This window comes from Streptomyces sp. NPDC007264 (genome assembly GCF_042869095.1).
GTDB lineage: Bacteria > Actinomycetota > Actinomycetes > Streptomycetales > Streptomycetaceae > Streptomyces.
Window position 1 is genome coordinate 275635 of record NZ_JBIAFD010000005.1, and the last position, 20642, is coordinate 296276.

The 20642-nt window shown below is 69.6% G+C and carries 12 protein-coding genes and 1 pseudogene; 4 read left to right on the forward strand and 9 right to left on the reverse strand.

What is annotated here, in order from left to right:
* Positions 1-207 precede the first annotated feature (207 nt).
* Complete coding sequence (locus ACFYMU_RS10650) at positions 208-621, forward strand: hypothetical protein (protein ID WP_388370976.1); 414 nt, start codon at positions 208-210, stop codon at positions 619-621.
* A gap of 70 nt (positions 622-691) precedes the next feature.
* Here the strand turns inward: ACFYMU_RS10650 and ACFYMU_RS10655 are convergent, their stop codons facing one another.
* The 3 genes from ACFYMU_RS10655 to ACFYMU_RS10665 form a co-directional block, all read right to left on the reverse strand.
* Positions 692-1144: a hypothetical protein gene (locus tag ACFYMU_RS10655; RefSeq protein ID WP_388370979.1), complete on the reverse strand. Its 453-nt coding sequence runs from the start codon at positions 1142-1144 to the stop codon at positions 692-694.
* A gap of 29 nt (positions 1145-1173) precedes the next feature.
* Positions 1174-1797, reverse strand: a complete 624-nt coding sequence (locus ACFYMU_RS10660; RefSeq protein ID WP_388370981.1) for a helix-turn-helix domain-containing protein — start codon at positions 1795-1797, stop codon at positions 1174-1176.
* 314 nt (positions 1798-2111) lie between these two features.
* Positions 2112-5312 carry a DNRLRE domain-containing protein gene (locus ACFYMU_RS10665; RefSeq protein WP_388370984.1) on the reverse strand — a complete coding sequence of 1067 codons (3201 nt, stop codon included), beginning with the start codon at positions 5310-5312 and terminating at the stop codon, positions 2112-2114.
* 543 nt (positions 5313-5855) lie between these two features.
* On the opposite strand from ACFYMU_RS10665, the gene ACFYMU_RS10670 reads away from it, so the two are divergent.
* Positions 5856-13805, forward strand: coding sequence for a ricin-type beta-trefoil lectin domain protein (locus tag ACFYMU_RS10670; RefSeq protein WP_388370986.1), 7950 nt, complete (start codon positions 5856-5858; stop codon positions 13803-13805).
* A 109-nt stretch (positions 13806-13914) separates the two neighbouring features.
* Positions 13915-14535, forward strand: coding sequence for a hypothetical protein (locus ACFYMU_RS10675; RefSeq protein ID WP_388370989.1), 621 nt, complete (start codon positions 13915-13917; stop codon positions 14533-14535).
* 438 nt (positions 14536-14973) lie between these two features.
* Here the strand turns inward: ACFYMU_RS10675 and ACFYMU_RS10680 are convergent.
* A pseudogene (locus ACFYMU_RS10680) lies at positions 14974-15114 on the reverse strand (MFS transporter); the annotation flags it as partial.
* A 62-nt stretch (positions 15115-15176) separates the two neighbouring features.
* Between ACFYMU_RS10680 and ACFYMU_RS10685 the strand changes: the two are divergent.
* On the forward strand, positions 15177-16235 hold the full coding sequence (locus ACFYMU_RS10685; RefSeq protein WP_388370991.1) for a LacI family DNA-binding transcriptional regulator: 1059 nt from the start codon (positions 15177-15179) through the stop codon (positions 16233-16235).
* A gap of 129 nt (positions 16236-16364) precedes the next feature.
* Here ACFYMU_RS10685 and prcA read toward each other — a convergent pair whose 3' ends face one another.
* From prcA to dop, 5 genes are all read right to left on the reverse strand, one after another.
* Complete coding sequence (prcA, locus tag ACFYMU_RS10690; RefSeq protein ID WP_388370993.1) at positions 16365-17135, reverse strand: proteasome subunit alpha; 771 nt, start codon at positions 17133-17135, stop codon at positions 16365-16367.
* 60 nt (positions 17136-17195) lie between these two features.
* Positions 17196-18041: a proteasome subunit beta gene (gene prcB / locus ACFYMU_RS10695; protein ID WP_388370996.1), complete on the reverse strand. Its 846-nt coding sequence runs from the start codon at positions 18039-18041 to the stop codon at positions 17196-17198.
* The gene (locus tag ACFYMU_RS10700) at positions 17993-18568 is read right to left on the reverse strand and encodes an endonuclease VII domain-containing protein (protein WP_388371397.1); all 576 of its coding nucleotides are present in this window, start codon (positions 18566-18568) and stop codon (positions 17993-17995) included. Before ACFYMU_RS10700 ends, prcB begins: the two co-directional genes overlap by 49 nt.
* 61 nt (positions 18569-18629) lie before the next feature.
* The gene (locus ACFYMU_RS10705) at positions 18630-18848 is read right to left on the reverse strand and encodes a ubiquitin-like protein Pup (protein ID WP_356149350.1); all 219 of its coding nucleotides are present in this window, start codon (positions 18846-18848) and stop codon (positions 18630-18632) included.
* Between the two features lie 181 nt (positions 18849-19029).
* Positions 19030-20541, reverse strand: a complete 1512-nt coding sequence (dop, locus tag ACFYMU_RS10710; RefSeq protein WP_388370998.1) for a depupylase/deamidase Dop — start codon at positions 20539-20541, stop codon at positions 19030-19032.
* Positions 20542-20642: the final 101 nt, after the last annotated feature.

The window sequence follows — 20642 nt, forward strand, 5'->3', positions numbered from 1 at the left end:
CACCGGCGTGACCGCGTCCTGCCCTGGGAGGCCCGTGGCCGCCATGCGCGGGCCGCTCCGGTGCAGCCCGCGGACGAAGGGGTCGGAGAACCGCGCCCGCGCCCCCGTCGCCGGTATCACCAGAGCCATCGGACAGGGCCAAGGGCCGCGAACGGCCCGCCGTGAAGACAGCCAGGCACCCGCCCGGTGCGCGGCTTCGTACCGCGCGTGCGCCCCACACGCCCGCAGACGCACCACCCCCACCGCCGCCTCTGGGCTGTGCTCTCCGTCCTGGTGTGCGCCGTGGCCTTGCTGTTCGGATCGAGCTCGGCGGTCACGGCCGACTCCGCGTCCAGCGGCAACGACGTACAGGTCGCCCAGCCGCTCGGTGACCGGGAACTGACCGTCATCCTGCGCCGGATCACCGGCGTACCGGGTCCTCTGCACGTGGACGTGATCACGCACAAGGGCACTGCAGCCGGCCGGATCAAGCCGGCGGTGACACCCATCGGTGTCTCGACGTCGGCGTCCAAGGGCGAGGCGTCCGGGACGACTGTCGACGCGGCCGTTGTGAAGTTGGGCAGTACTCCCGGTACCCACTCCGCCCAGATGGAGTCGACGAGGTCGGCCCCTGGGAACTGACGCCCGACGACGGCGCCGGGCGCACAGCCAGGACCGGCACGCTGACGCTGACCCGCGTGGCTCCAGGTCGTCAGACGGCGACCACGTGCACGTCCATCGGCGCGAGGACCGTCAGGCAGGCCCGGATGTCCCCCGGGTCGGTGGTGAAGATCACCGCGCTGCCGTGCCGGGCCGCCGCCAGTGCCACCCAGGCGTCCACCGCGTCCGGCCACTTCTTCACCGGCAGGGCCGCCTGCCCCAGAGCGGTGCCGATGCGCCGCCGATCCGCGAGGTCCGGGCCCGTGGCGCAGGCCAGGCACTCCGGACGGCCTGCCTTCGTCTCACGCATGGGCGGCCCGGACGTACGGGCCTGAGGGACCGTACATTCCTTCAGGACGCCGGACAGGGCGTGCACCAGCGCCGGCTGGGGGCGCCACACCTGGGCGAGGACCGGTCCGAGCACCAGCGCCCGGTGCGGGACCATGCGCAGTCCCTCGTGGAGAGCCACCGCCTTCGCCTTGCGGTCGGCGAGTGCGATGAGCATGCCGGTGTCGTAGACCGGCACCCGTGCGCTCACGCGGCGTGGCCCGGACGACGGCCTTGCCGGTCCCGGCCGTGGACGAGAGCCAGGGCCTCGTCGACCTCGCGGCGTTCCTGCTCCGTGAGTTCCGCGGTCGGTTCCCGAACGGGTTCGGCGGGCAGCCCGTCCGCTGCCCGCTCCGCCCGGGCGATAAGTGCGTCCACCTCGGCGAACTGTTCTTCTATGGCATCGCTCTCGGCCATCTGGCGCGTCGCGGCGTGCACCAGGTATGCCGAGACGTCCATGCCTGCTCGTTCCGCGTGCTGCCGGATGCGTTCGGCCTGGTCCTGCTCCAAGCTGATGCTGATGCCCGCCTTTGCCACGAGGGCATCGCAATACGCGTATGACGACAGTGCGAGTACGGTCGAGCGGCTCCCCCTGCGCAGGAGCAGGGTTACCGGGCAATGACGATGCGGGGGCCACCGAAGTTCGCGACGGTCTCCCAGCGTGCCGCCGAGCGCGGCGACGTGTGCCGCCATGGTGCCGACCTCCGTCGAGACGGTCTCGCCGCGCTCGATCGCGGACACCCACTCCTGCCGGACAGCCGTACGCGCCGCGACCTCACTCTGGGTGAGACCGAGTTCCTGGCGCACCTCGGCCAGCCGGTGGGCGCGCACCTGTGCGACCAACCTCTCGGCGCCCGCTCGGATCTCGTCGAGATCGTCCTCGTCGAAGGCCTCCTGCCTTACCTCTTCCCAGGAGCGGAACGTGTCCGTCGCTCACTCCCCTTCGCGCCGTTCGTCGCCGGCCACCAACCAGATGGAGAGTGAACGCCGGAGTGTGCTTCGAAAGAGTGATGTGCGGTACCGCAGGGAGGCAGGCCGTCGCGGAGGGCGGCGCCGCGCCCCCATAGCCGTACGGGAAACGGGGGTGCCCCCGGCGCCGCACAACGCCGGGGGCACCCCCATTCAGGCCCGAAGGCGGGATCACCTCACCCGAACGCCAACTTCTCGTTCCACCCCGACCCGATCACCGTCTTCACCGGAGGGTTCGTGTTCGTGGTGGACGGGTGGTAGATCGACATGTGACCGTCGGACGCGAAGCGGGCCCAGATGTCCGGGATGCCGTCGTTGTTGATGTCGGGGATGCCGATCGCCGCGTTGGCGTCGGCCTCGGTCCAGTTGGTGCCGAAGAGCTCGTCGCCGTTGACGGCGTTGGAGGCCAGCATCAGGGAGTTGAGGTCGACGCTGTCCGTCACCGGGCCGGGCTTGCCGCGGCGGAGGTACATGTTGCCGTTGTCCAGGTTGCGCCAGAGCAGGTCGGGTGTGCCGTCCTTGTTCATGTCGGCCAGGTTGACGATGTCGCGGCGGGCCCAGGCGTCGGCGTTCATCTGCGTCGCGGTCTGGATGCTGCCGCCGGTGTAGCCGGAGAGCACCCAGAAACCGGCGGCGGTGCGCAGCACCAGGTCGGGCAGTTTGTCGCCGGTGATGTCGCCGAGGGCCTTCAGCTGCGTCCAGGTGGACGGCGCGGGCGCGTTCGACGGCAGACGGATCTTCATGCGCTGGTCGACGTCGAACGAGCCGTAGCCGTCGCCCGAGTAGAGCCAGAAGCCGCCGTCGGGGGTGCGGGCGAACAGGTCGGTGGTGCCGTCGCCCGGGTAGGTGTCCTGGTAGTGCGCGATCAGCGCGGCCTTGTTGCCGAGCGTCGAAGTGGCGTCGTACCAGTGACCCGGGGGGTTGAGGGTCGCCTTGCCGTCTTTGCCCCTCGTGTACGACGAGGCCAGCGAGCCGTACAGCTCGCCGCCAGGCTGGCCCGCGTAGGTGCGCAGGGCACCGGCCTCGTTGATGACGAGCAGATCGGGGGTGCCGTCGCCGCCCGTGTCGCCGGGGGTGTCGGCGTTCTCTTTCGGCGGGACGTACGTCGTGTGGTCGGTGCGCGCGCTCGGGTTGCCGAGGCTGTCGTAGGCGAAGACCTGGAGGGTGTTGGGGCCGGCGTTCGGCGGCTGCAGGTCGGGGACGGTGGCGTTGCCGTCGGCGTCGGCGTTGACCGGGACCGGGGCGACGCCGCCCCAGGCGTACGTGAACTTCGCCGCGCCCGGCGAGGAGAAGGCGATCGGTCCGGCCTGGCCGAAGTTCACCTTCGCCCAAGTGGCGCCGTCCGAGGTGGTCTTGAGCCATACGTCGCTGGTGACGACCGGCGGCGGTGGGCCGGAGCCGTCGACGGTCACGGCGCAGGGCGTGGTGCCGGACGGGAAGAAGGTGGAGACCGCCGGGGTGGGGGTGTCGGAGTCCTCCGCGCGCACGTCCCAGTAGTAGGTGGTCTTGTCCACCAGGGACGACGACTGGATGATCGTCGAGGCCCAGCCGCTGCTGAGGTTGGTGGCCAGGACGCCGGTCGGGGCGGTCGTGCCGGCCTTCCAGAAGCGGAAGCGCAGGCCCTTCAGGTTGCCGTCGGGGTCGGTGGCGCGTGCCTTCAGGGTCAGGTTGGTCTTGCCGACCGTGCGGCCCGGGGAGCCGACGACGCAGTCGCCGCCGGGGACGGTCTCACCGTCGGTGGGCTCGTTCGGCTTGCGGTTGTAGACGGCCTCGATGGTCGCGGAGGTCGCCTTGAACTTGCGCCAGGTCTGCGTGTCCGACTCGCTGGTGGCCCGCATGCCGAGGGTGAGGGTCGAGTGGCCGTTGTTCGTGGCGTACTGGGCGGCGTCCTTGACGTCGAACGCTTCGTATTCGTCGGGGCAGGAGCTCGACGACCAGCCGTGCGCGAAGGACTTGCGCTGGAGCTCGTCGGACCAGCTGGGCTGGGCGTTCCATGTCGTGCCCGACGAGATCGAGCCGGTGCGCCAGATCTGGAACTCGCGGGTCGTGCAGGACCAGGAGTGGTTGTTGAGCACCTTGAAGGTCGCGGACTTGATCTCCGCGCCCTTGATGCTTCTGGACCAGTCCATGCGCCAGAACGAGCGGGCGGTGCCGCCGGTGTCGCTCTCGTGGCCGACGCGGGCGTCGGAGGTGCCGGAGGAGAAGTTGGTGCCGTTGAAGAAGCTCGTGCTCGGGTACGGCTTGTAGGCCACCGTCCAGGCGTCCCAGCCGGGGTTCAGCGGCGGGTCGACGAACAGCGGGTAGGTGACGCCCTCGCGGTCGGCCAGGCCGGTGGCGGCGAAGCCGACCTCCAGGCGGGCGTCACCGGTGTTCGCGCCGTCCAGGGCGATCGGCAGGGGCGCGGACTCGGCGCCGGGCTCGATGCCGGTGAGGCCCGACAGCTTCAGCACGTCGGCCGGGGTGGCGACCGCCGTACGGTTCGGGGTGCCGGCGGGCAGTTCGGGGTCACGGCCGCTGGAGTCCCAGGCGAACGGGGTCGGGATGGAGCCGACTTCCTTGCCGCCCTTGTCCAGGACCTGGACCCGGCTGGCCTTGGTGTCGCGCCGGAACACGGCCGTGTCGGAGCGCAGCCCGTAGGAGACGGTGGCGAGCGCCTTGCTCTCCGCGGCCTCGGGGGTCTTGACGATCAGGACCTGCGCCATGCCGCCCTCTTCACGGGCCACGAGCAGCAGGTCGACGCCGGGCAGCACCTCCGGGTACAGGGCGCGCGGTCCGTCGAGCACCGGCTCGGGCAGGGTGCCCGGCCAGGTGTACGCGACGGTGTGACCGCCGAGGTCGACCTCGGCCAGCACGGTCTCGCCCGGGGCCTTCGCGCGGGTGAAGGAGCGGTCGGCGCGGTCCTTGCGGGCGCCGGCGCGGTCCTTGCCGGCGTCGCCGCTCGCGAAGCGCACCGCGACGGCCGGGTTCACGGGGGTGACGCCAAGGTCCTTGGGTGCTGTGGCTGTTCGCTTCAGAGTGTTGTCGATCGGGGCCCACTCGCCCTCGGCGTTCTTCGCCCGGGTGGGGGTGGCCGTGATCCGGGTCTTCAGCCGACCGCCGGGCAGCGCCCAGGTCAAGGTGGTGGCGGTGGTGGCGGTGTCGACGAGCACGGGCTTGCCGGTGCGCCGGGCCTCGGCCATCGCGGCGGTCTCGTCGCGCGGACCGGTGGAGGCGGGGGTGGCGTCGGTGGCGCCCCGGGCCGTCTCCGGGGCGGAGTGGTCGGGGTACCACCAGGGCAGCAGGGCGGCGGTCAGGGCGGCCAGCACGAGGCCGACGGTCAGGGACAGCCGTGTGCGCGTGCGCACGAAGGGGCTGAGATATCGGGGCGGCGCGGTCACGGCGGTCTACTCCCTTGGGAACCAAGCGGATTGAGGACTGCACAGACAGCCCCGATCGGCAGGCCGTGGGGCAGATGCGCGCACACGATCACACATGGGCACCAGCACGTCTACGTGTGAGTAAGTTGTGAATCCGTTATGAAACCGGTGAATCGATGGGGCAGCATGCCAACTTTGCCCGATTCGGAGCTTTTCCGGTGTCGTATTGACCATGATCAAGTCATTCCCCCACATCCGCCTGATGGGCCGTCAACAAAACCATCTGGTGCGTTTCGCCCCGTGACGCGGATCACTTCGCAGGGCGATCCGGCCGACAGGCGATCTTGAATTGTGCAGCGGACATGACAGAGAGTGCGCACGCACGCGCCTGAGCCAGACGTGTGCCTGTTGAACGATCCGCCAGGGTGGGAGTCGACGCTAATGCGTGCTTCAGGTCCGCTGTCATGGCTGGGGCGGGGACGCCCAGCCATGACAGAGTCACAACGAAGGCGCCGGCGGCGAAGCCGCACGGCGACCGTTCTTCTGCTGTCCTCGACACTGACCGTGACCAGCCTGGGCGGGCAGGCCCTGGCCGTCCCCGACCCCACCATGAGCCGCGAGAAGTCGATCGCCAACGTCGACCTCCCGGACCTGCCGAAGGCCACCGAGGTCGAGGGCGACGAGGCCGCCGCCAAGACCCTCACCCTGGCTCCGGAGAACCCGGTCGCCCCGTACACCCCCGGCGCCGTCACGCCGTGGACCTCCGGCACCGGCAGCGCCACGCTCTCCACGAGCAGCGAGCCCGGCACCACCGTGCCGGTCACCAACAACCTGCCGGTCGCCATCGGCGTCCCCGAGGGCGGCGACCCCGCCGGCCTCGCCGGCGACTGGACCGTGGGCGTGGCCCCGCAGACCACCTCGCAGGACGCGGGCGTCTCGGGCATCGTCATGAAGCTCACCCCGCCGGCCACCGTCGACCCGGCTGCCGAGGTCGCCATCAGCATCGACACCACCGGCTTCGCCGACCTGTACGGACCGCAGGCCGCCAACCGCTTCGGTCTGATGCTGCTGCCCGAGTGCGTCTACTCCTCGCCCACCACGGGCGACTGCGCCGACGGCGGCGGGACGACCACGATGTCCGTCCCCCAGGGGGACAAGGACGTCAAGAACGGCAAGAAGAACTTCCAGCGGCTGCGCAGCACGGTCGAGACCGTGCCGGCCAAGGACGCACCCACGCGGACGAAGACGGCCAAGAACGCCAAGACCCGCAAAGTCCTCAGCGGCAGCATCCCCGTCGCCGACCTGGTCGGCGAGGGCTTCGTCCCCTCCAAGGCGTCGACCGCGGCGTCGAAGGCCTCCTACCGGGACGGCGTCCAGCCCGCGGTCGCCGCGAACGGCGGCGCCGCCGTCGGCGGCCTCGACACCGGCTCGTCGGTGTCCGGTGACTTCACGGCCTCGCCACTGCTGTCCTCCGGCTCCTGGTCGTCGGGCTCGTCCTCGGGCGCCTTCACGTACTCGTACCAGATCCAGGTCCCGGAGACCGCCGGCGGACTGATGCCGAAGGTCGGCCTGGCGTACTCCTCGCAGTCCGTCGACGGCCGCACCTCCTCGACGAACAACCAGGCCTCCTGGATCGGTGACGGCTGGGAATACAACGCGGGCTCCATCACCCGTACGTACGCCAACTGCCGTCAGGACTCCAAGAAGGCGGGGTCGAACAACTCCACGCACCGCACCGCGGACCTGTGCTGGGGTTCGGAGAACGCCACCCTCTCCCTCGGCGGCCTGACCACCGAGCTGGTCTGGGACAAGACCAAGGGCGAGTGGTTCACGGCCAACGGCGACGGCTCCACCGTCCAGCTGATCAAGGGCGAGGCCACCGGCAACGGCGCCAAGGACGGTGAGTACTGGGTCGTCACCACCAAGGACGGCACCAAGTACCACTTCGGCAAGAACAAGCTCCCGGGCTGGTCCGACCACGGCACGGCCGCCGACGACCCGACCACCAAGTCCGTCCTGACCGTCCCCGTGTACGGCAACCACGACGGCGAGGACTGCTACAAGGGCCCCACGACCACCGACTGGACCAACTCCTGGTGCACGCAGGGCTGGCGCTGGGGCCTCGACTACGTCGAGGACATCCACGGCAACGCGATGTCGCTGTGGTGGGACAAGGACCAGAACTACTACGCCCGGAACTTCAACTTCAAGGACCCGGTCGTCTACGACCGCGACGGCTGGCTCGACCACATCCACTACGGCCAGCGCAGCGACAACATCTTCACTCAGACGGCCCCGGCCCGGGTCGGCTTCACGGTGGCCGAACGCTGCTACACCGTCGACGACGTCACCTGCTCCGAGGCCAACTTCACCTCCAAGGACCCGCGCAACTACCGGCCCTGGTTCGACACCCCGGCCGACCTGCGCTGCGAGTCCGGCAAGAAGTGCTGGAACGCCGGTCCGTCCTTCTGGACACGTAAGCGCCTCGACAAGATCACGACCTCGGCCCAGCGGCTCACCGACACCGCCGCCCGCCAGGTCGTCGACGAGTACCAGCTGAAGCAGAGCTTCGCCAAGCTGCTGACCGGCCCGAACACGGCCCTGTGGCTGGAGTCCGTGCAGCGCACCGGCTACGCCCGCAAGGGCTCCACCGACGCGAGCGTGACGCTCAACACCGTGCGATTCGAGCCCAACACCGAGGACATGCCGAACCGCGTCAAGGCGGTCCACGCCTCGCGTCCCGGCTTCTCCCGGCTGCGCATCGGCCGCGTCGTCAACGAGTACGGCGGCGAGACCGTCGTCACCTACAAGAAGATCGAGGGCGACTGCCTCACCGGCAACCTGCCGCTGCTCGACCAGCAGCCCGGCGAGGACCGCGCCACGGCCATGGCCCGGCTGCAGGCCCAGCTCAAGGTCAACAACCGGCTCTGCTACCCGTCGTTCTGGAACCCCGACCCCGAGGTCGAGGACATCGACTGGTTCCACAAGTACGTCGTGGACACCGTCGAGGAACTGCCGAACATCGACGGCAACTTCACCACCAGGACGGAGTACAAGTACAAAAACCCGGCCTGGAAGCTCGCCGAGGCCGAGTTCACCAAGAAGTCGCAGCGCACCTACTCGCAGTTCGCGGGCGTCGAGCAGACCACGGTCCTGACGGGGTCGGTCAACGAAGACGGCACCCCGGACACCGCCGGCCAGCGCTCCAAGTCCGTCACCCGCTTCTTCCGGGGCCTCGGCGACACCGTGTCCGTGAAGGACATCACGGGCGCCGAGATCGCCAAGGACGAGGAGCCGTTCGCCGGCCGGATCGCCGAGGAGCTCAGTTACGTCGACTCCACCAAGGCCGACTCCGACTGGCTGACCCGCAGCATCACCAAGCCCGCGGCCACCGAACTCGGCAAGCGCGACCGTGACGACGGCCTGAGCCCGTTGCGGGCCTGGCGGGTCACGGAGCCCGAGGAGATCGCGTACACCAAGTCGTCCGGCACCAACACCGACGACCCGCGCACGGTGCGCTCGGTGAAGACGACGACGGCGTACGACCCGACGTACGGTCTGCCGACGCTCGTCGAGTCGCTCGGCGACACCGGGAAGACCGGTGACGAGTCCTGCACCAAGTCCGAGTACGTGCACCAGACCGCCAAGAACCTGATCGGCCTCAGCAAGCAGGTCCTCGTCTCGCCCACCACCTGCGCCGACGCGGACTGGGCCGATCTCACCACGCTGACCGGCGCCACCCGCACCGCGTACGACGGCACCGCCTACGGCACGGCGCTGTCCGCCTCGACCCGCGGTCTGGCCACCGAGTCGTGGTCGCTGAACGGCACCGGCACCGGCTTCCTGACCAACGGCACCGTGGGCTTCGACGAGATCGGCCGGGTCGTCCGGCAGACCGACCCGGACGAGCTGGCCAAGCCGATCCCGAAGTCGTCGACGACCACCTACGCCTCCGTGGGACCGGCCACGGGCCAGGTCTTCAAGGTCACCTACACCAACGTGCTCGGCCACAGCCAGATCATGGAGCTGGAGCCGGGCCGCTCGGTCACCGTCAAAACGACCGACGCCAACGACCTCGTCAGCGAGGCCTCGTACGACCCGCTGGGCCGGCTGTCCGAGGCCTGGGCCCCGGGCCGCACCCCGTCGACGTCGTCGGTGCCGGACTTCCGCGCGGTCTACACCGTCCCGCCGGAGGAGACCGACCCGGACGACCCGAACACCAAGATCCGCAAGCCTCCGTACGTCACCACCTACACGCGTGGCTACGAGGACCGGGTCGAAACCTCCGTCACCCTCTACGACGGTCTCGGCCGCGAGCGGCAGACGCAGGAGGAGGCCGACAACGACGCCGGCTGGCTGATCACCGACACCCTGTACAACAACGCCGGTGACGTCTACCAGACCAACAACGCCTATCTGACCGACGAGGCCAAGCCGGGCGAGTTGTTCACCCCGGTCTCCGACACGGCCGTCCCCAACATCACGCGCTACACCTACGACGGTCTCGGCCGCGTGACGCAGGAGACGCCGTACCTCAAGTGGGTCGACCCGGTCACCAAGGAGTCCTCCTCCAGGGTGTACGAGGACCGGGCCACCACGTACGAGTACGGCGAGGACTGGTCGAAGGTCATCAACCCGCAGGGCGACTCCTCCTACCGCGTCTACACCGACGCGACGGGCCGGACCATCCGCACGGACACCTTCAACCCCGCAGCGCCGGGCGGCTTCACCTCGACGCGCTACGCGTACGACGCCAAGGGCCAGCTCGAGAAGGCGACCGCCTCGGCCGACCCGACGCACCCGTGGACCTGGACGTACGACCACCGCGGCCGGATGGACTCGTCCACCGACCCGGACACGGGTACCACCCGTACCGAGTACGACTCCCGCGACCGCGTCCTGACGACCACCAACGCCCGCGGCGTGAAGATCTGGAACAGCTACGACGAACTGTCCCGGCCGACCCAGCAGCATCTGAACGACACCAACGGCACCCTGCTCGCGAACTTCACGTACGACTCCGCCCCGGGTGGCAAGGGCATGCCCGCCACCGCGACCCGCTTCACCGACGGGCTGGGGTACACGCAGACGGTCAACGGCTACACCAGCGACTACCAGCCAACCGCGACCACCCTGTCCCTGCCGCAGTCGATCGCCGACACGTGGGGCCTGAAGAAGGACTACACCTACTCCTACTCCTACTCGGACACCGGCGCGCTGGAGGACACCACCCTTCCCGCGATCGGCAAGCTCGCCGCCGAGAATCTCGTCGTCCGTTACAACAAGGACGGCAAGCCGCTCTCCATCTCCGGCAAGGACTGGTACGGCTCCGAGACGGCCTACTCGCCGTACGGCCAGGTCCTCCGTTCGACCCTGGGCGCCCAGCCCTACCGGGTGTGGACGCAGAACTCGTACGACGAGAGCAGCGGTGAGCTGCAGGAGCAGGCGGTCTACCGGGAGCAGAACACCGCGAGCATCGTCGGCGGCAACCTGGTCTCGAACCGCGCCTACCGATACGACCCGGCCGGCAACATCACCTCCATCCACGAGCGGGCCGTCGGGATCGAGGAGCGCCAGTGTTTCGTCTACGACCCGGTGGGTCAGCTGAAGTCCGCCTGGACCTCCAAAGACCCGGAGCAGGACTGCACCGCTCCGAAGAAGGCCGACGGCACGCTCAACGTCGCGGCCGGCACCGACGGCTCCGGCTACTGGCAGGAGTACGAGTACGACCTCCTGGGCAACCGCACCAGGCTGACCGAGAAGAACCTCGCCGGCGACACCGCCAAGGACGCGGTCACCGACTACGTCTACGGCAAGAACGCCGCCAAGGACCAGCCGCACACGCTCACCCGGGTCACGAAGACCTTCACGACCCCGGCGGGCGCCCAGGTCAAGGCCGAGGCGCAGCGGCTCTACGAGCTGACGGGTGAGACCAAGTCGGTCACCTCGGTCGACAACGGCGACAAGCAGGACCTGACCTGGACCCCGGACGGCAAGATCGACCGGATCGCCGGCCAGGGCACAGGCGGCAAGACCCCGTACGTGGGTCTCGGCCAGAAGTGCCTCGACCTCAAGTCCGGTCTCGCCGCCACGGGCCAGCCGGTCCAGCTGTACCAGTGCAACACCACGGTGGCGCAGAGCTGGCACTTCCAGCCGGTCCCGGGCCCGACGCAGACCCCCCAGCCGAACCCCGACCTCGGCACTCTGGAGATCTACGACACCTGGTGCGTCCAGCCTGCCGCCGACACCGCGGGCTCCGCGGTCCAGGTGCGCAAGTGCGACGGCACCAGCGCCCAGCGTCTGAAGCGCAACGCGTCCGGCCAGCTCATCCACGTCGACTCCACCCTGTGCCTCGCGGTCCAGGGCGCGGCGAACGTGAACGCCACCGCGATCGTGCTGGCCACCTGCGACGCGGCCCAGGCCGCCCAGCAGTGGCTGCCGCAGAACGACACCCGGCACATCTACGGCCCCGACGGTCAGCGGCTGCTGACCATCCAGGGCAAGCAGGCGACCCTGTTGCTGGACGAGGCCTCGGTCACCGTCCAGCTGGGCGGCGTCCTGGTCAGCACCCAGCGCACCTACTCCGCCCCCGGCGGCCAGGTCATGCGCTACGCCAGCGGCACCGGCTCCGAGGTCCTGGTCGCCCAGACCTCGGACCACCAGAACAGCACCTACACCGAGGTCGCGCTCAACGGCGGCATGCCGGTCCGGGTGCGCAAGCAGGACCCGTTCGGCAACCAGCGCGGCGCCGACACCGCGGGTCAGAACCTCCACAGCCACAAGGGCTTCACGGGCCAGACACGGGACGACGCCTCCGGCTTCCAGCCGCTCGGCGCCCGCATGTACGACCCGCTGGTCGGACGCTTCCTGTCCGCCGACCCGGTGCTCGACCTGAACGACCCGCAGCAGAGCAACGGCTACGCGTACGCGCACAACAACCCGGTGACGTACGACGACCCGACCGGTTTGGCGATCACCCTGTCCGCCTCGGAGAAGGCCGCGGCCCTCGCCGGCGCGGGTCTGTCCGCGGCGCAGATCGCCCAGGCGCAGTCCACCATGGGCAGGTCCCTGACCTCGGTGATCCTGGCCGTGGCCTGGGAGACGCTGAAGGACTTCATCGGCATCAACGACGCCATGGCCTGCTTCGGCGGTGACATGTGGTCGTGCGGCAGCATCATCCTGGACGCCATTCCATGGACGAAGCTGGGCAAGATCCCCTCGGTCCTGAAGGCGATCAACCGCACCATCGACGCCATCCAGGCCTTCAAGGCCGCCAAGAGAGCCGCCGAAGCCGTGCTCAAGGCGGCCAAGGCAGCCGAGGCGGCGGCGCTACGGGCCAAGAAGCTGGCCATCGAGAAAGCCAAGAAGGAGGCCGCGCAGAGGGCCAGGAAGAAGGCGGCCGAGGCAGCCAAGAGGAAGGCCGACGCGGCGGCCGCGGCGAAGCGGAAGACGGGCAACCCCGTCCACAAGCAGGCCCAGGCCAAGGCGGCGCCCAAGTCCTCCTCCCACGCCGGCAAGGGCGGCGGAGGCAGCGGCGGCGGGGGCGGAAAGACCGGTGGAAAGACCGGCGGCTCCTCCCGCAGCAGCGGTGGTTCGAGCGGTGGCGGCGGTTCCGGCAAGGCCGACGGCGGCTCCTGCCCGATCAGCAACAGCTTCGTGCCCGGCACGAAGGTGCTGATGGCCGACGGCTCCACCAAGCCGATCGAGAAGGTCAGAGCTGGCGACAAGGTGGTCGCGACCGACCCGAGGACCGGGGAGACCCGGATCGAGACGGTCACGGCCGAGATCAAGGGCCAGGGCCTCAAGCACCTCGTCACCGTCACCGTCGACATCGACGGTAAGGCGGGAACGAGGACCGCGAAGATCACGGCGACCGACGGGCACCCCTTCTGGGTCCCCGAGGCCGGCAGGTGGATCGAAGCCACCGACCTCACATCGGGTCAGTGGCTGCGGACCAGCGCGGGCAGCTACGTCCAGATCAGCTCGGTCGAACGCTGGACGGCGCGCGGCGCCACCGTCCACAACCTGACCGTCTCCGACGTCCACACGTACTACGTGGTGTCGGCGGGTGTCTCGGCCCTCGTCCACAACTGTGGTCCGAGCCGGGACAACGAGGGCGACGGGCTGACACCGGAGAACCCCGCGTTCGACGGCGATCCGTACAGCCAGGCAGCACGCGACGCCCGCAGCGACGCGTGGAACGCACACTTCGCCAACTACGAGGACCTGACGAGGCAGCTCGACAGGCTCGCCCGCGAGGTGGCCAACAACCCGGGTGCCCGGCAGCGGATGAACCCCGGTCCGGACAACTTCGGGAACTTCGGCAACGTGCGTGGCTGGGACAACTGGGTGGGCTCGCCCATCTTCGACGGTGAGAACATCGGTCTGCCGGCGAACAACCAGCTGCGCGTCATGCTGAATCTGCAGACCGGGCAAGTAGCGTGGTTCCCGCTCAAGAACGGAGTCCACGACTACAACAGGCCGACGCTCTACCATTACGCGCGTCGTCGCTGAGAACCGGTTGTGAACATCCGGCCGTGAACATCCGGCTGTGAGAAGCCGAGCGGGCGGGTCGTCTTTCGGACGGCCCGCCCGCTCGCGTGAGAAGAAGGGGAACACCCGAATGGACGTGGCACAGGAGGCCCTGGACAAGCTCTCCGCCGCCGGACTCGTCTTCTGCGAGGTCATGGAGACGCGGGACGAGTTGCCGCCCGTCAACGTCGCCAGTTTCATGGGGAATCTCGGCGCCGAGAGCGGCCGGCACGGATTCCTGCTCGCGCACGACGAGAAGGACCTCGGAAACCATTTCAACCAGGAGTGGGAGCGACTGGCCCGCGACAGCGGACTCTTCTCCGCGGGCGCCGGCGGCCGGCCCGAGTTCCTGGTCGGCGTCGACATCGCACAGGACCACTCCGACGACGGGGAACTCCAGGTCTGGCGCTGGGTCCGGGTGGCCCTCGCCGACCAGTGGGACATCGCGGGAGCCGGCTGCGAGGACGGGATCCTGGGGGCGGGAGCCAACAACCCGGCCTTCGTCATGATGTCGCCGGCCGCCGATGTCCTCCTGAAGGGCGCCTACTACCAGGACGGCATCGGCGCGAGCACGCTCCGGCATCCTGAGCGCATTCCCGAACTGCGGGACCACGCCCGCCGCATCGCCTTCGAATTCGACTGGCTGGAGGACGAGCTACGGCGGTGGGCCGAACGCTGGCTCGCGTACGCGACCGCGCGGGGCACTCGCTAGTGCCCCAACAGGCAACGTTCGCCCCGTCGCGACGCCCGGCACGCTCCCCCGCTCTCGGCTCCGCTCGAGCGGGGGGACCCCCACGACGCCGCATTCGACTTCACCCGGCCCTGGCCCCCGGACCTCCCCGTGGAGTACGGCAGCGTCGGCTGACGCGGATCACACGTTGAGGGCGCCCCCTGCCACAGGGGGCGCCCTCAGCGCCGTACGCGCCCCTTCACTGGTGAAGGACCGGATGGACATCACCGGCGCCCGTCGGCGACGCCCTCGCACTCGCTACGGGCTCGCCGTCCCTCAGACCGACCGTCCCGCACCGCGACAGCGTCGGGCCTGGCCGCGTTGCGCTTTCGGTCGGGCCTGGGAGAACAGCTGGATACGGCCGGCGCATCGACGCGAACCGCGGCCGCAGCCCCCTCCCAGCGGGACTCTGGACCAGCGGCTGTAGCTGCCCCCCTGGGCACGCACGAACAGCACCACCGCGATCGCCGCCGTCGCGTTCGGCAGCCGGCCCACCAGCGTCCCGACGAGCAGGCGCGCGGCATGCCTCGCCCTGAGGATCTCCAGGTACCCCGCGGCCATGGCCCACCCTTCTCGCGGCAGGAGAGGAAGTTTTACGTATAACGTCGTCCGTCATACGTACCATGAGCGCTGACCAGGAGTCCAGACGAAAGAGCAGGTCACCGGTGGCACACGGGAGCACGCGCCCCACCAGCCGCGACGTCGCACGCGCCGCAGGCGTCTCCCAGGCCGCCGTCTCCCTCGTTCTCGGCGACAAGTGGCGCGGCCGCGTCTCCGAAACCACCGCCGAACGCGTCCGGGCAGCCGCACGCGACCTCGACTACCGCCCCAACCTCGCCGCACGCAACCTCCGCCTCGGCCGCACCCGCACCGTCCTCCTCGTCGTCCCCGCACTCACCACCGAATTCTTCGCCGGCGTCTACACCGGCGCCGCCCGGGTCGCCGCCCGGCACGGCTTCGGCGTCGTCCTCTACCCCTCACCCGAAGGCGTCGGCCCCGCCCGCGACCCCTTCCACTCCGCCCAGGCCGCACTCGACGGCGTCATCGCCTCCTCCATGGCCGCCGACGCCCTCACCGCCATCCGCGGCGACCGGCTCCCCCTCGTCATGCTGGACAGCGACCCCCACGGCAGCCTCGGCGCCGCAACCGTCAACCTCGACATCGGCGACGGCGTACGCCAAGTGGCCGAACACCTCCTCGCCCTCGGCCACCGCCGCTTGCTCCACCTCGCCGCCGACATCCCCTCCTGGACCTTCCGCACCCGCGCACAGGCACTGGGCGCCCGGCTCGCCCGCGAACCCGGCACGACCCTCCGCACCACCCGCGCACCCATCACCATCGACGAAGCCCGAGCCGCCACCGAGACCGCCCTCGCCGGCCCCGGCCCCCGCCCCACCGCCCTCGTCTGCGACGACGACAAACTCGCGGCCGGCGCCTACAAGGCCGCCCGGCGCCTCGGCCTGCGCATCCCCGACGACCTCTCCGTCACCGGCCTCGACGACCTGGCCCTCGCCACCGCCCTCGACCCCGAACTCACCACCGTCCGCCTCGACGCGGAACTCTTCGGCGAACGCGGCATGCAGGCCCTCCTCGCCGTCCTGGAAGGCCACGCACCCCACCAGGGCGACATCCCCGTCGAACTCGTCGTCCGCGGCTCCACGGCCCCGCCACCCGGCCCCTGACACACCTGCACCTGCACCCGCACCCGCACCCGCACGACACGGAAACGCCGCGCGCCCCGACCGAAGACGGCGGGGCGCGCGGCGACATACCGGTGCGGGAGCACACTCCTCAGACAGCGGCGCGGATCATCACTCCTCGCCCTCGGAGGACTCGGCCTCCGCCTCGGCCGCGGCCTCCGCCTCCGAAGCGGTGACCGCACCGTCCGCCTCCAGCAGACGCGACAGCTGACGACCCACGATCCGCTTGAACTTGCGCTTCTGTGGACGCGTACGGTCCAGGATCGCCACCTCCAGGCGCTCGGCCGGGATCTCCCGCTCACTGCCGTTCGTGTCACGCGACAACGCCTGCACCGCCAGCTTCAGCGCCTCGGCCAGCGACATCCCGTCCCGGTGCCGCTGATCCAGATAGCTGCTGATCTGCTCCGCGTTGCCACCCACCGCGACCGAACCGTGCTCGTCCACGATCGAACCGTCGTGCGGCAGACGATAGATCTGATCGCCCTCCGGGGTCTCCCCCACCTCGGCGACCACCAGCTCCACCTCGTACGGCTTCTCCGCCGCACTCGAGAAGATCGTGCCCAGCGTCTGCGCGTACACGTTCGCCAGGCCACGGGCCGTCACATCGCCGCGGTCGTAGGTGTACCCCCGCAGATCGGCATAGCGCACACCACCGATCCGCAGATTCTCGTACTCGTTGTACTTACCGGCGGCCGCGAAGCCGATCCGGTCATAGATCTCGCTGAACTTGTGCAGCGCACGGGACGGGTTCTCGCCGACGAAGACGATGCCGTCGGCGTACTGCAGCACGACCAGACTGCGGCCGCGCGCGATGCCCTTGCGGGCGTACTCCGCCCGGTCGGCCATGGCCTGCTGGGGGGAGACATAGAACGGCGTCGACACCGGTTATCCGTCCCTTTCTGTCGTAGTCACTGGATCACCCTGACAACAACCCCGCCGCCCTCAGAGCAGCGCGGCCCGCGGGCCGTCGGGCTGCTCCAGACGCCGCTCCAGCACCGAGCGGGAGATCCCGGAGGACTCGTCCTCCGTCAGCCGGCGGAAGCCGTCCTCGGTGATCACCGTGACGATCGGATAGATCCGGCGGGCGACATCGGGACCACCGGTCGCCGAGTCGTCGTCTGCCGCGTCGTACAGAGCCTGCACCACGAGCGTCGTGGCCTGCTCCTCGGTCAGGTCCTCGCGGAAGAGCTTCTTCATGGCGCCGCGCGCGAAGATCGAACCGGACCCCGTGGCCGCGAAGCCGTGCTCCTCCGAGCGGCCGCCCGTCACGTCGTAGGAGAAGATGCGGCCCTTCTCGCGGTCCAGGTCGTAACCGGCGAAGAGCGGGACCACCGCCAGGCCCTGCATGGCCATGCCCAGATTGGAACGGATCATGGTCGACAGGCGGTTCGCCTTGCCCTCCAGGGACAGCTGGGCGCCCTCGACCTTCTCGAAGTGCTCCAGCTCCAGCTGGAACAACTTCACCATCTCCACGGCCAGACCCGCCGTGCCGGCGATGCCGACCGCGGAGTACTCGTCCGCCGGGAACACCTTCTCGATGTCCCGCTGCGCGATCACGTTGCCCATGGTCGCCCGCCGGTCACCGGCCAGCACGACGCCCCCCGGGAACGTCGTGGCGACGATCGTGGTGCCGTGCGGAGCCTCGATCACGCCCTGGGTGGGCGGCAGCTGCCGCTTGCCGGGCAGCAGCTCGGGCTGGTGCTCGGCGAGGAAGTCCATGAAGGACGAGGACCCAGGCGTCAGGAAGGCAGCTGGTAGACGCCCGGTGCTACGAGGGTTGGCTTCCACGCGTTTCCTTCCACGTATGTCGCAGCCCGCCTCATGACGTCGGGCCGATCCTTGAACTGCCCCAGTGCGGCATTGCAGCTGAAGCACAGTACGCCACGGACCCTACCCGTCTCAGGGCAGTGATCCACATGTTCGGCCGGGGCGGCAAGACAGATGCAGCAGACGCCTCCCTGGGAGGCGACCAGTCCGTCACGTTCGGCTTCGGTGATGCCGTACTGGCGCTTCAGGTGGTCCGCTCGCGCCTTCGTCGCCCGGCACGCCTTACAACTCGTCGACAAGCCGTCCGAGGCGGTTGCATTGCGATGCCATTCACCGTGGGGCCTGATCTCCCCACAGCACCGGCAGAACTTGTGCCCCTCGGGCGCCTCCACCCGCGGCCTGGCGTTCTTCCCCCTCGCCGATTGCCGGGCCTGGTGGTACGCCGCCCAGCACTCCCGGCAGTAGGCCTGCAGCCCGTCACGAACCGACCTGTTGCCGGCAAAGGCTGCCCGCGGCTCGAACTCCTTGCACCGCGAGCAACGCTTCACCGCCTGCCCCTCGCCCACTCTCCCCCCACCCCTCGAACCTTAGATTCGAAGGCAAAAGAGCCTACTGGCCACCCTTTTGAACGAATGAGCGCACGAAATCCTCGGCATTCTCCTCGAGCACATCATCGATTTCGTCCAGAACCGAGTCCACGTCGTCGCTCAGCTTCTCGTGCCGCTCCTTGAGGTCCTCGGTGGCCTGCGCGTCCTGCGCCTGCTCCTCGACCTCCTCCGTGGAGCGCGTCGCCTTCTGCTGGCCGCCGCCGGTGTCCTTGGTCGCCATAACCCTCACCCCGCTCAGTTCGCCCGACATGGTCGGCATTCGTGCCGATGGTGATGATCAGACCCTACAAGCCGGGTCCGACATCGGCCCCGCAGTTCTCCAACGTTCGGGGGCCACCTCCATGATTCCCGGCGGCGGGGTTTTCCACCCCGTCCGGCCGGTACCGGTCCCGGGTATCCGTTCAGCCCCCGGACAGGACCCTGACCAGGTCTTCCGCCGTGCGGCAGCGGTCCAGGAGCTCCTTGACGTGATTACGCGTTCCGCGAAGCGGTTCCAGGGTTGGCACCCGCTGGAGCGAGTCCCGGCCCGGCAGGTCGAAGATCACCGAGTCCCAGGAGGCCGCCGCGACGTCGTCCGCGTACTGCTCCAGACAGCGGCCCCGGAAGTAGGCCCGGGTGTCCTCAGGCGGGCTCGTGCGGGCCTTCTCGACGTCGGCCTCGTCCAGGAGGCGCTTGATGCGCCCACGGGCCACCAGGCGGTTGTAGAGGCCCTTCTCGGGGCGCACGTCGGCGTACTGCAGGTCGACGAGGTGGAGGCGGGCCGCGTCCCAGTCCAGGCCGTCCCGGCGGCGGTAGCCCTCCATGAGCTCGCGCTTGGCGACCCAGTCGAGTTCGCCGGCGAGGCTCATCGGGTCGTTCTCGAGGCGGTTGAGGGTGTCCTCCCAACGGGCGAGGACGTCCTTGGTCTGCTCGTCGGCGTCGGCGCCGAAGCGCTCCTCCACGTATTTGCGCGACAGCTCGTAGTACTCCATCTGGAGCTGGACGGCGGTGAGGGTGCGGCCGCTGCGGAGGGTGACCAGACGCTTGAGGGTGGGGTCGTGGGAGACCTGGTGGAGGGTGCGCACGGGCTGGTCGACGGCGAGGTCGACGGCGATGAAGCCGTCCTCGATCATGGAGAGGACGAGAGCGGTCGTCCCCAGCTTGAGGTAGGTGGAGATCTCGGAGAGGTTGGCGTCGCCGATGATCACATGCAGCCGGCGGTATTTCTCCGCGTCGGCGTGCGGCTCGTCCCGGGTGTTGATGATGGGGCGCTTCAGCGTGGTCTCGAGGCCCACCTCGACCTCGAAGTAGTCGGCGCGCTGGCTGAGCTGGAAGCCGTGTTCGTGTCCGTCCTGGCCGATGCCGACGCGGCCCGCTCCGGCGAAGACCTGGCGGGAGACGAAGAAGGGGGTGAGGTGGCGCACGATGTCGGAGAAGGGGGTCTCCCTCCTCATCAGGTAGTTCTCGTGCGTGCCGTAGGAGGCGCCCTTGTTGTCGGTGTTGTTCTTGTAGAGGTGGATCGGCTGGGCGCCGGGGAGCTGGGCGGCTCGTTCCGCCGCCTCCGCCATGATCCGCTCGCCGGCCTTGTCCCAGAGGACGGCGTCGCGGGGGTTGGTGACCTCGGGCGCGCTGTACTCGGGGTGCGCGTGGTCGACGTAGAGCCGTGCGCCGTTGGTGAGGATCACGTTGGCGAGGCCGATGTCCTCGTCGGTGAGCTGGCTGGCGTCGGCGGCCTCGCGGGCGAGGTCGAAGCCTCGGGCGTCCCGCAGCGGGTTCTCCTCCTCGAAGTCCCAGCGGGCCCGGCGGGCCCGGTGCATCGCTGCCGCGTACGCGTTGACGATCTGGGATGAGGTGAGCATGGCATTGGCGTTGGGGTGGCCGGGGACGGAGATGCCGTACTCCGTCTCGATGCCCATTACTCGCCGTACGGTCATGCGGCCCTCCTTGCCAGGCGGCGCCCTCGGTCGGGGGCGGCGCTCAAGTACCGCTGGTGCTCCGGTGCGCGTGCGGTGCCCGTCCCCGCACGGCGCGACGC

Bases quoted from the DNA above. Each gene is read 5' to 3' on its own strand.
- dop (WP_388370998.1), bottom strand. From the start codon at position 20,541: ATGACCGTACGGCGAGTAATGGGCATCGAGACGGAGTACGGCATCTCC.
- ACFYMU_RS10685 (WP_388370991.1), top strand. From the start codon at position 15,177: ATGAGCGCTGACCAGGAGTCCAGACGAAAGAGCAGGTCACCGGTGGCA.
- ACFYMU_RS10705 (WP_356149350.1), bottom strand. From the start codon at position 18,848: ATGGCGACCAAGGACACCGGCGGCGGCCAGCAGAAGGCGACGCGCTCC.
- ACFYMU_RS10675 (WP_388370989.1), top strand. From the start codon at position 13,915: ATGGACGTGGCACAGGAGGCCCTGGACAAGCTCTCCGCCGCCGGACTC.
- ACFYMU_RS10655 (WP_388370979.1), bottom strand. From the start codon at position 1,144: ATGCTCATCGCACTCGCCGACCGCAAGGCGAAGGCGGTGGCTCTCCAC.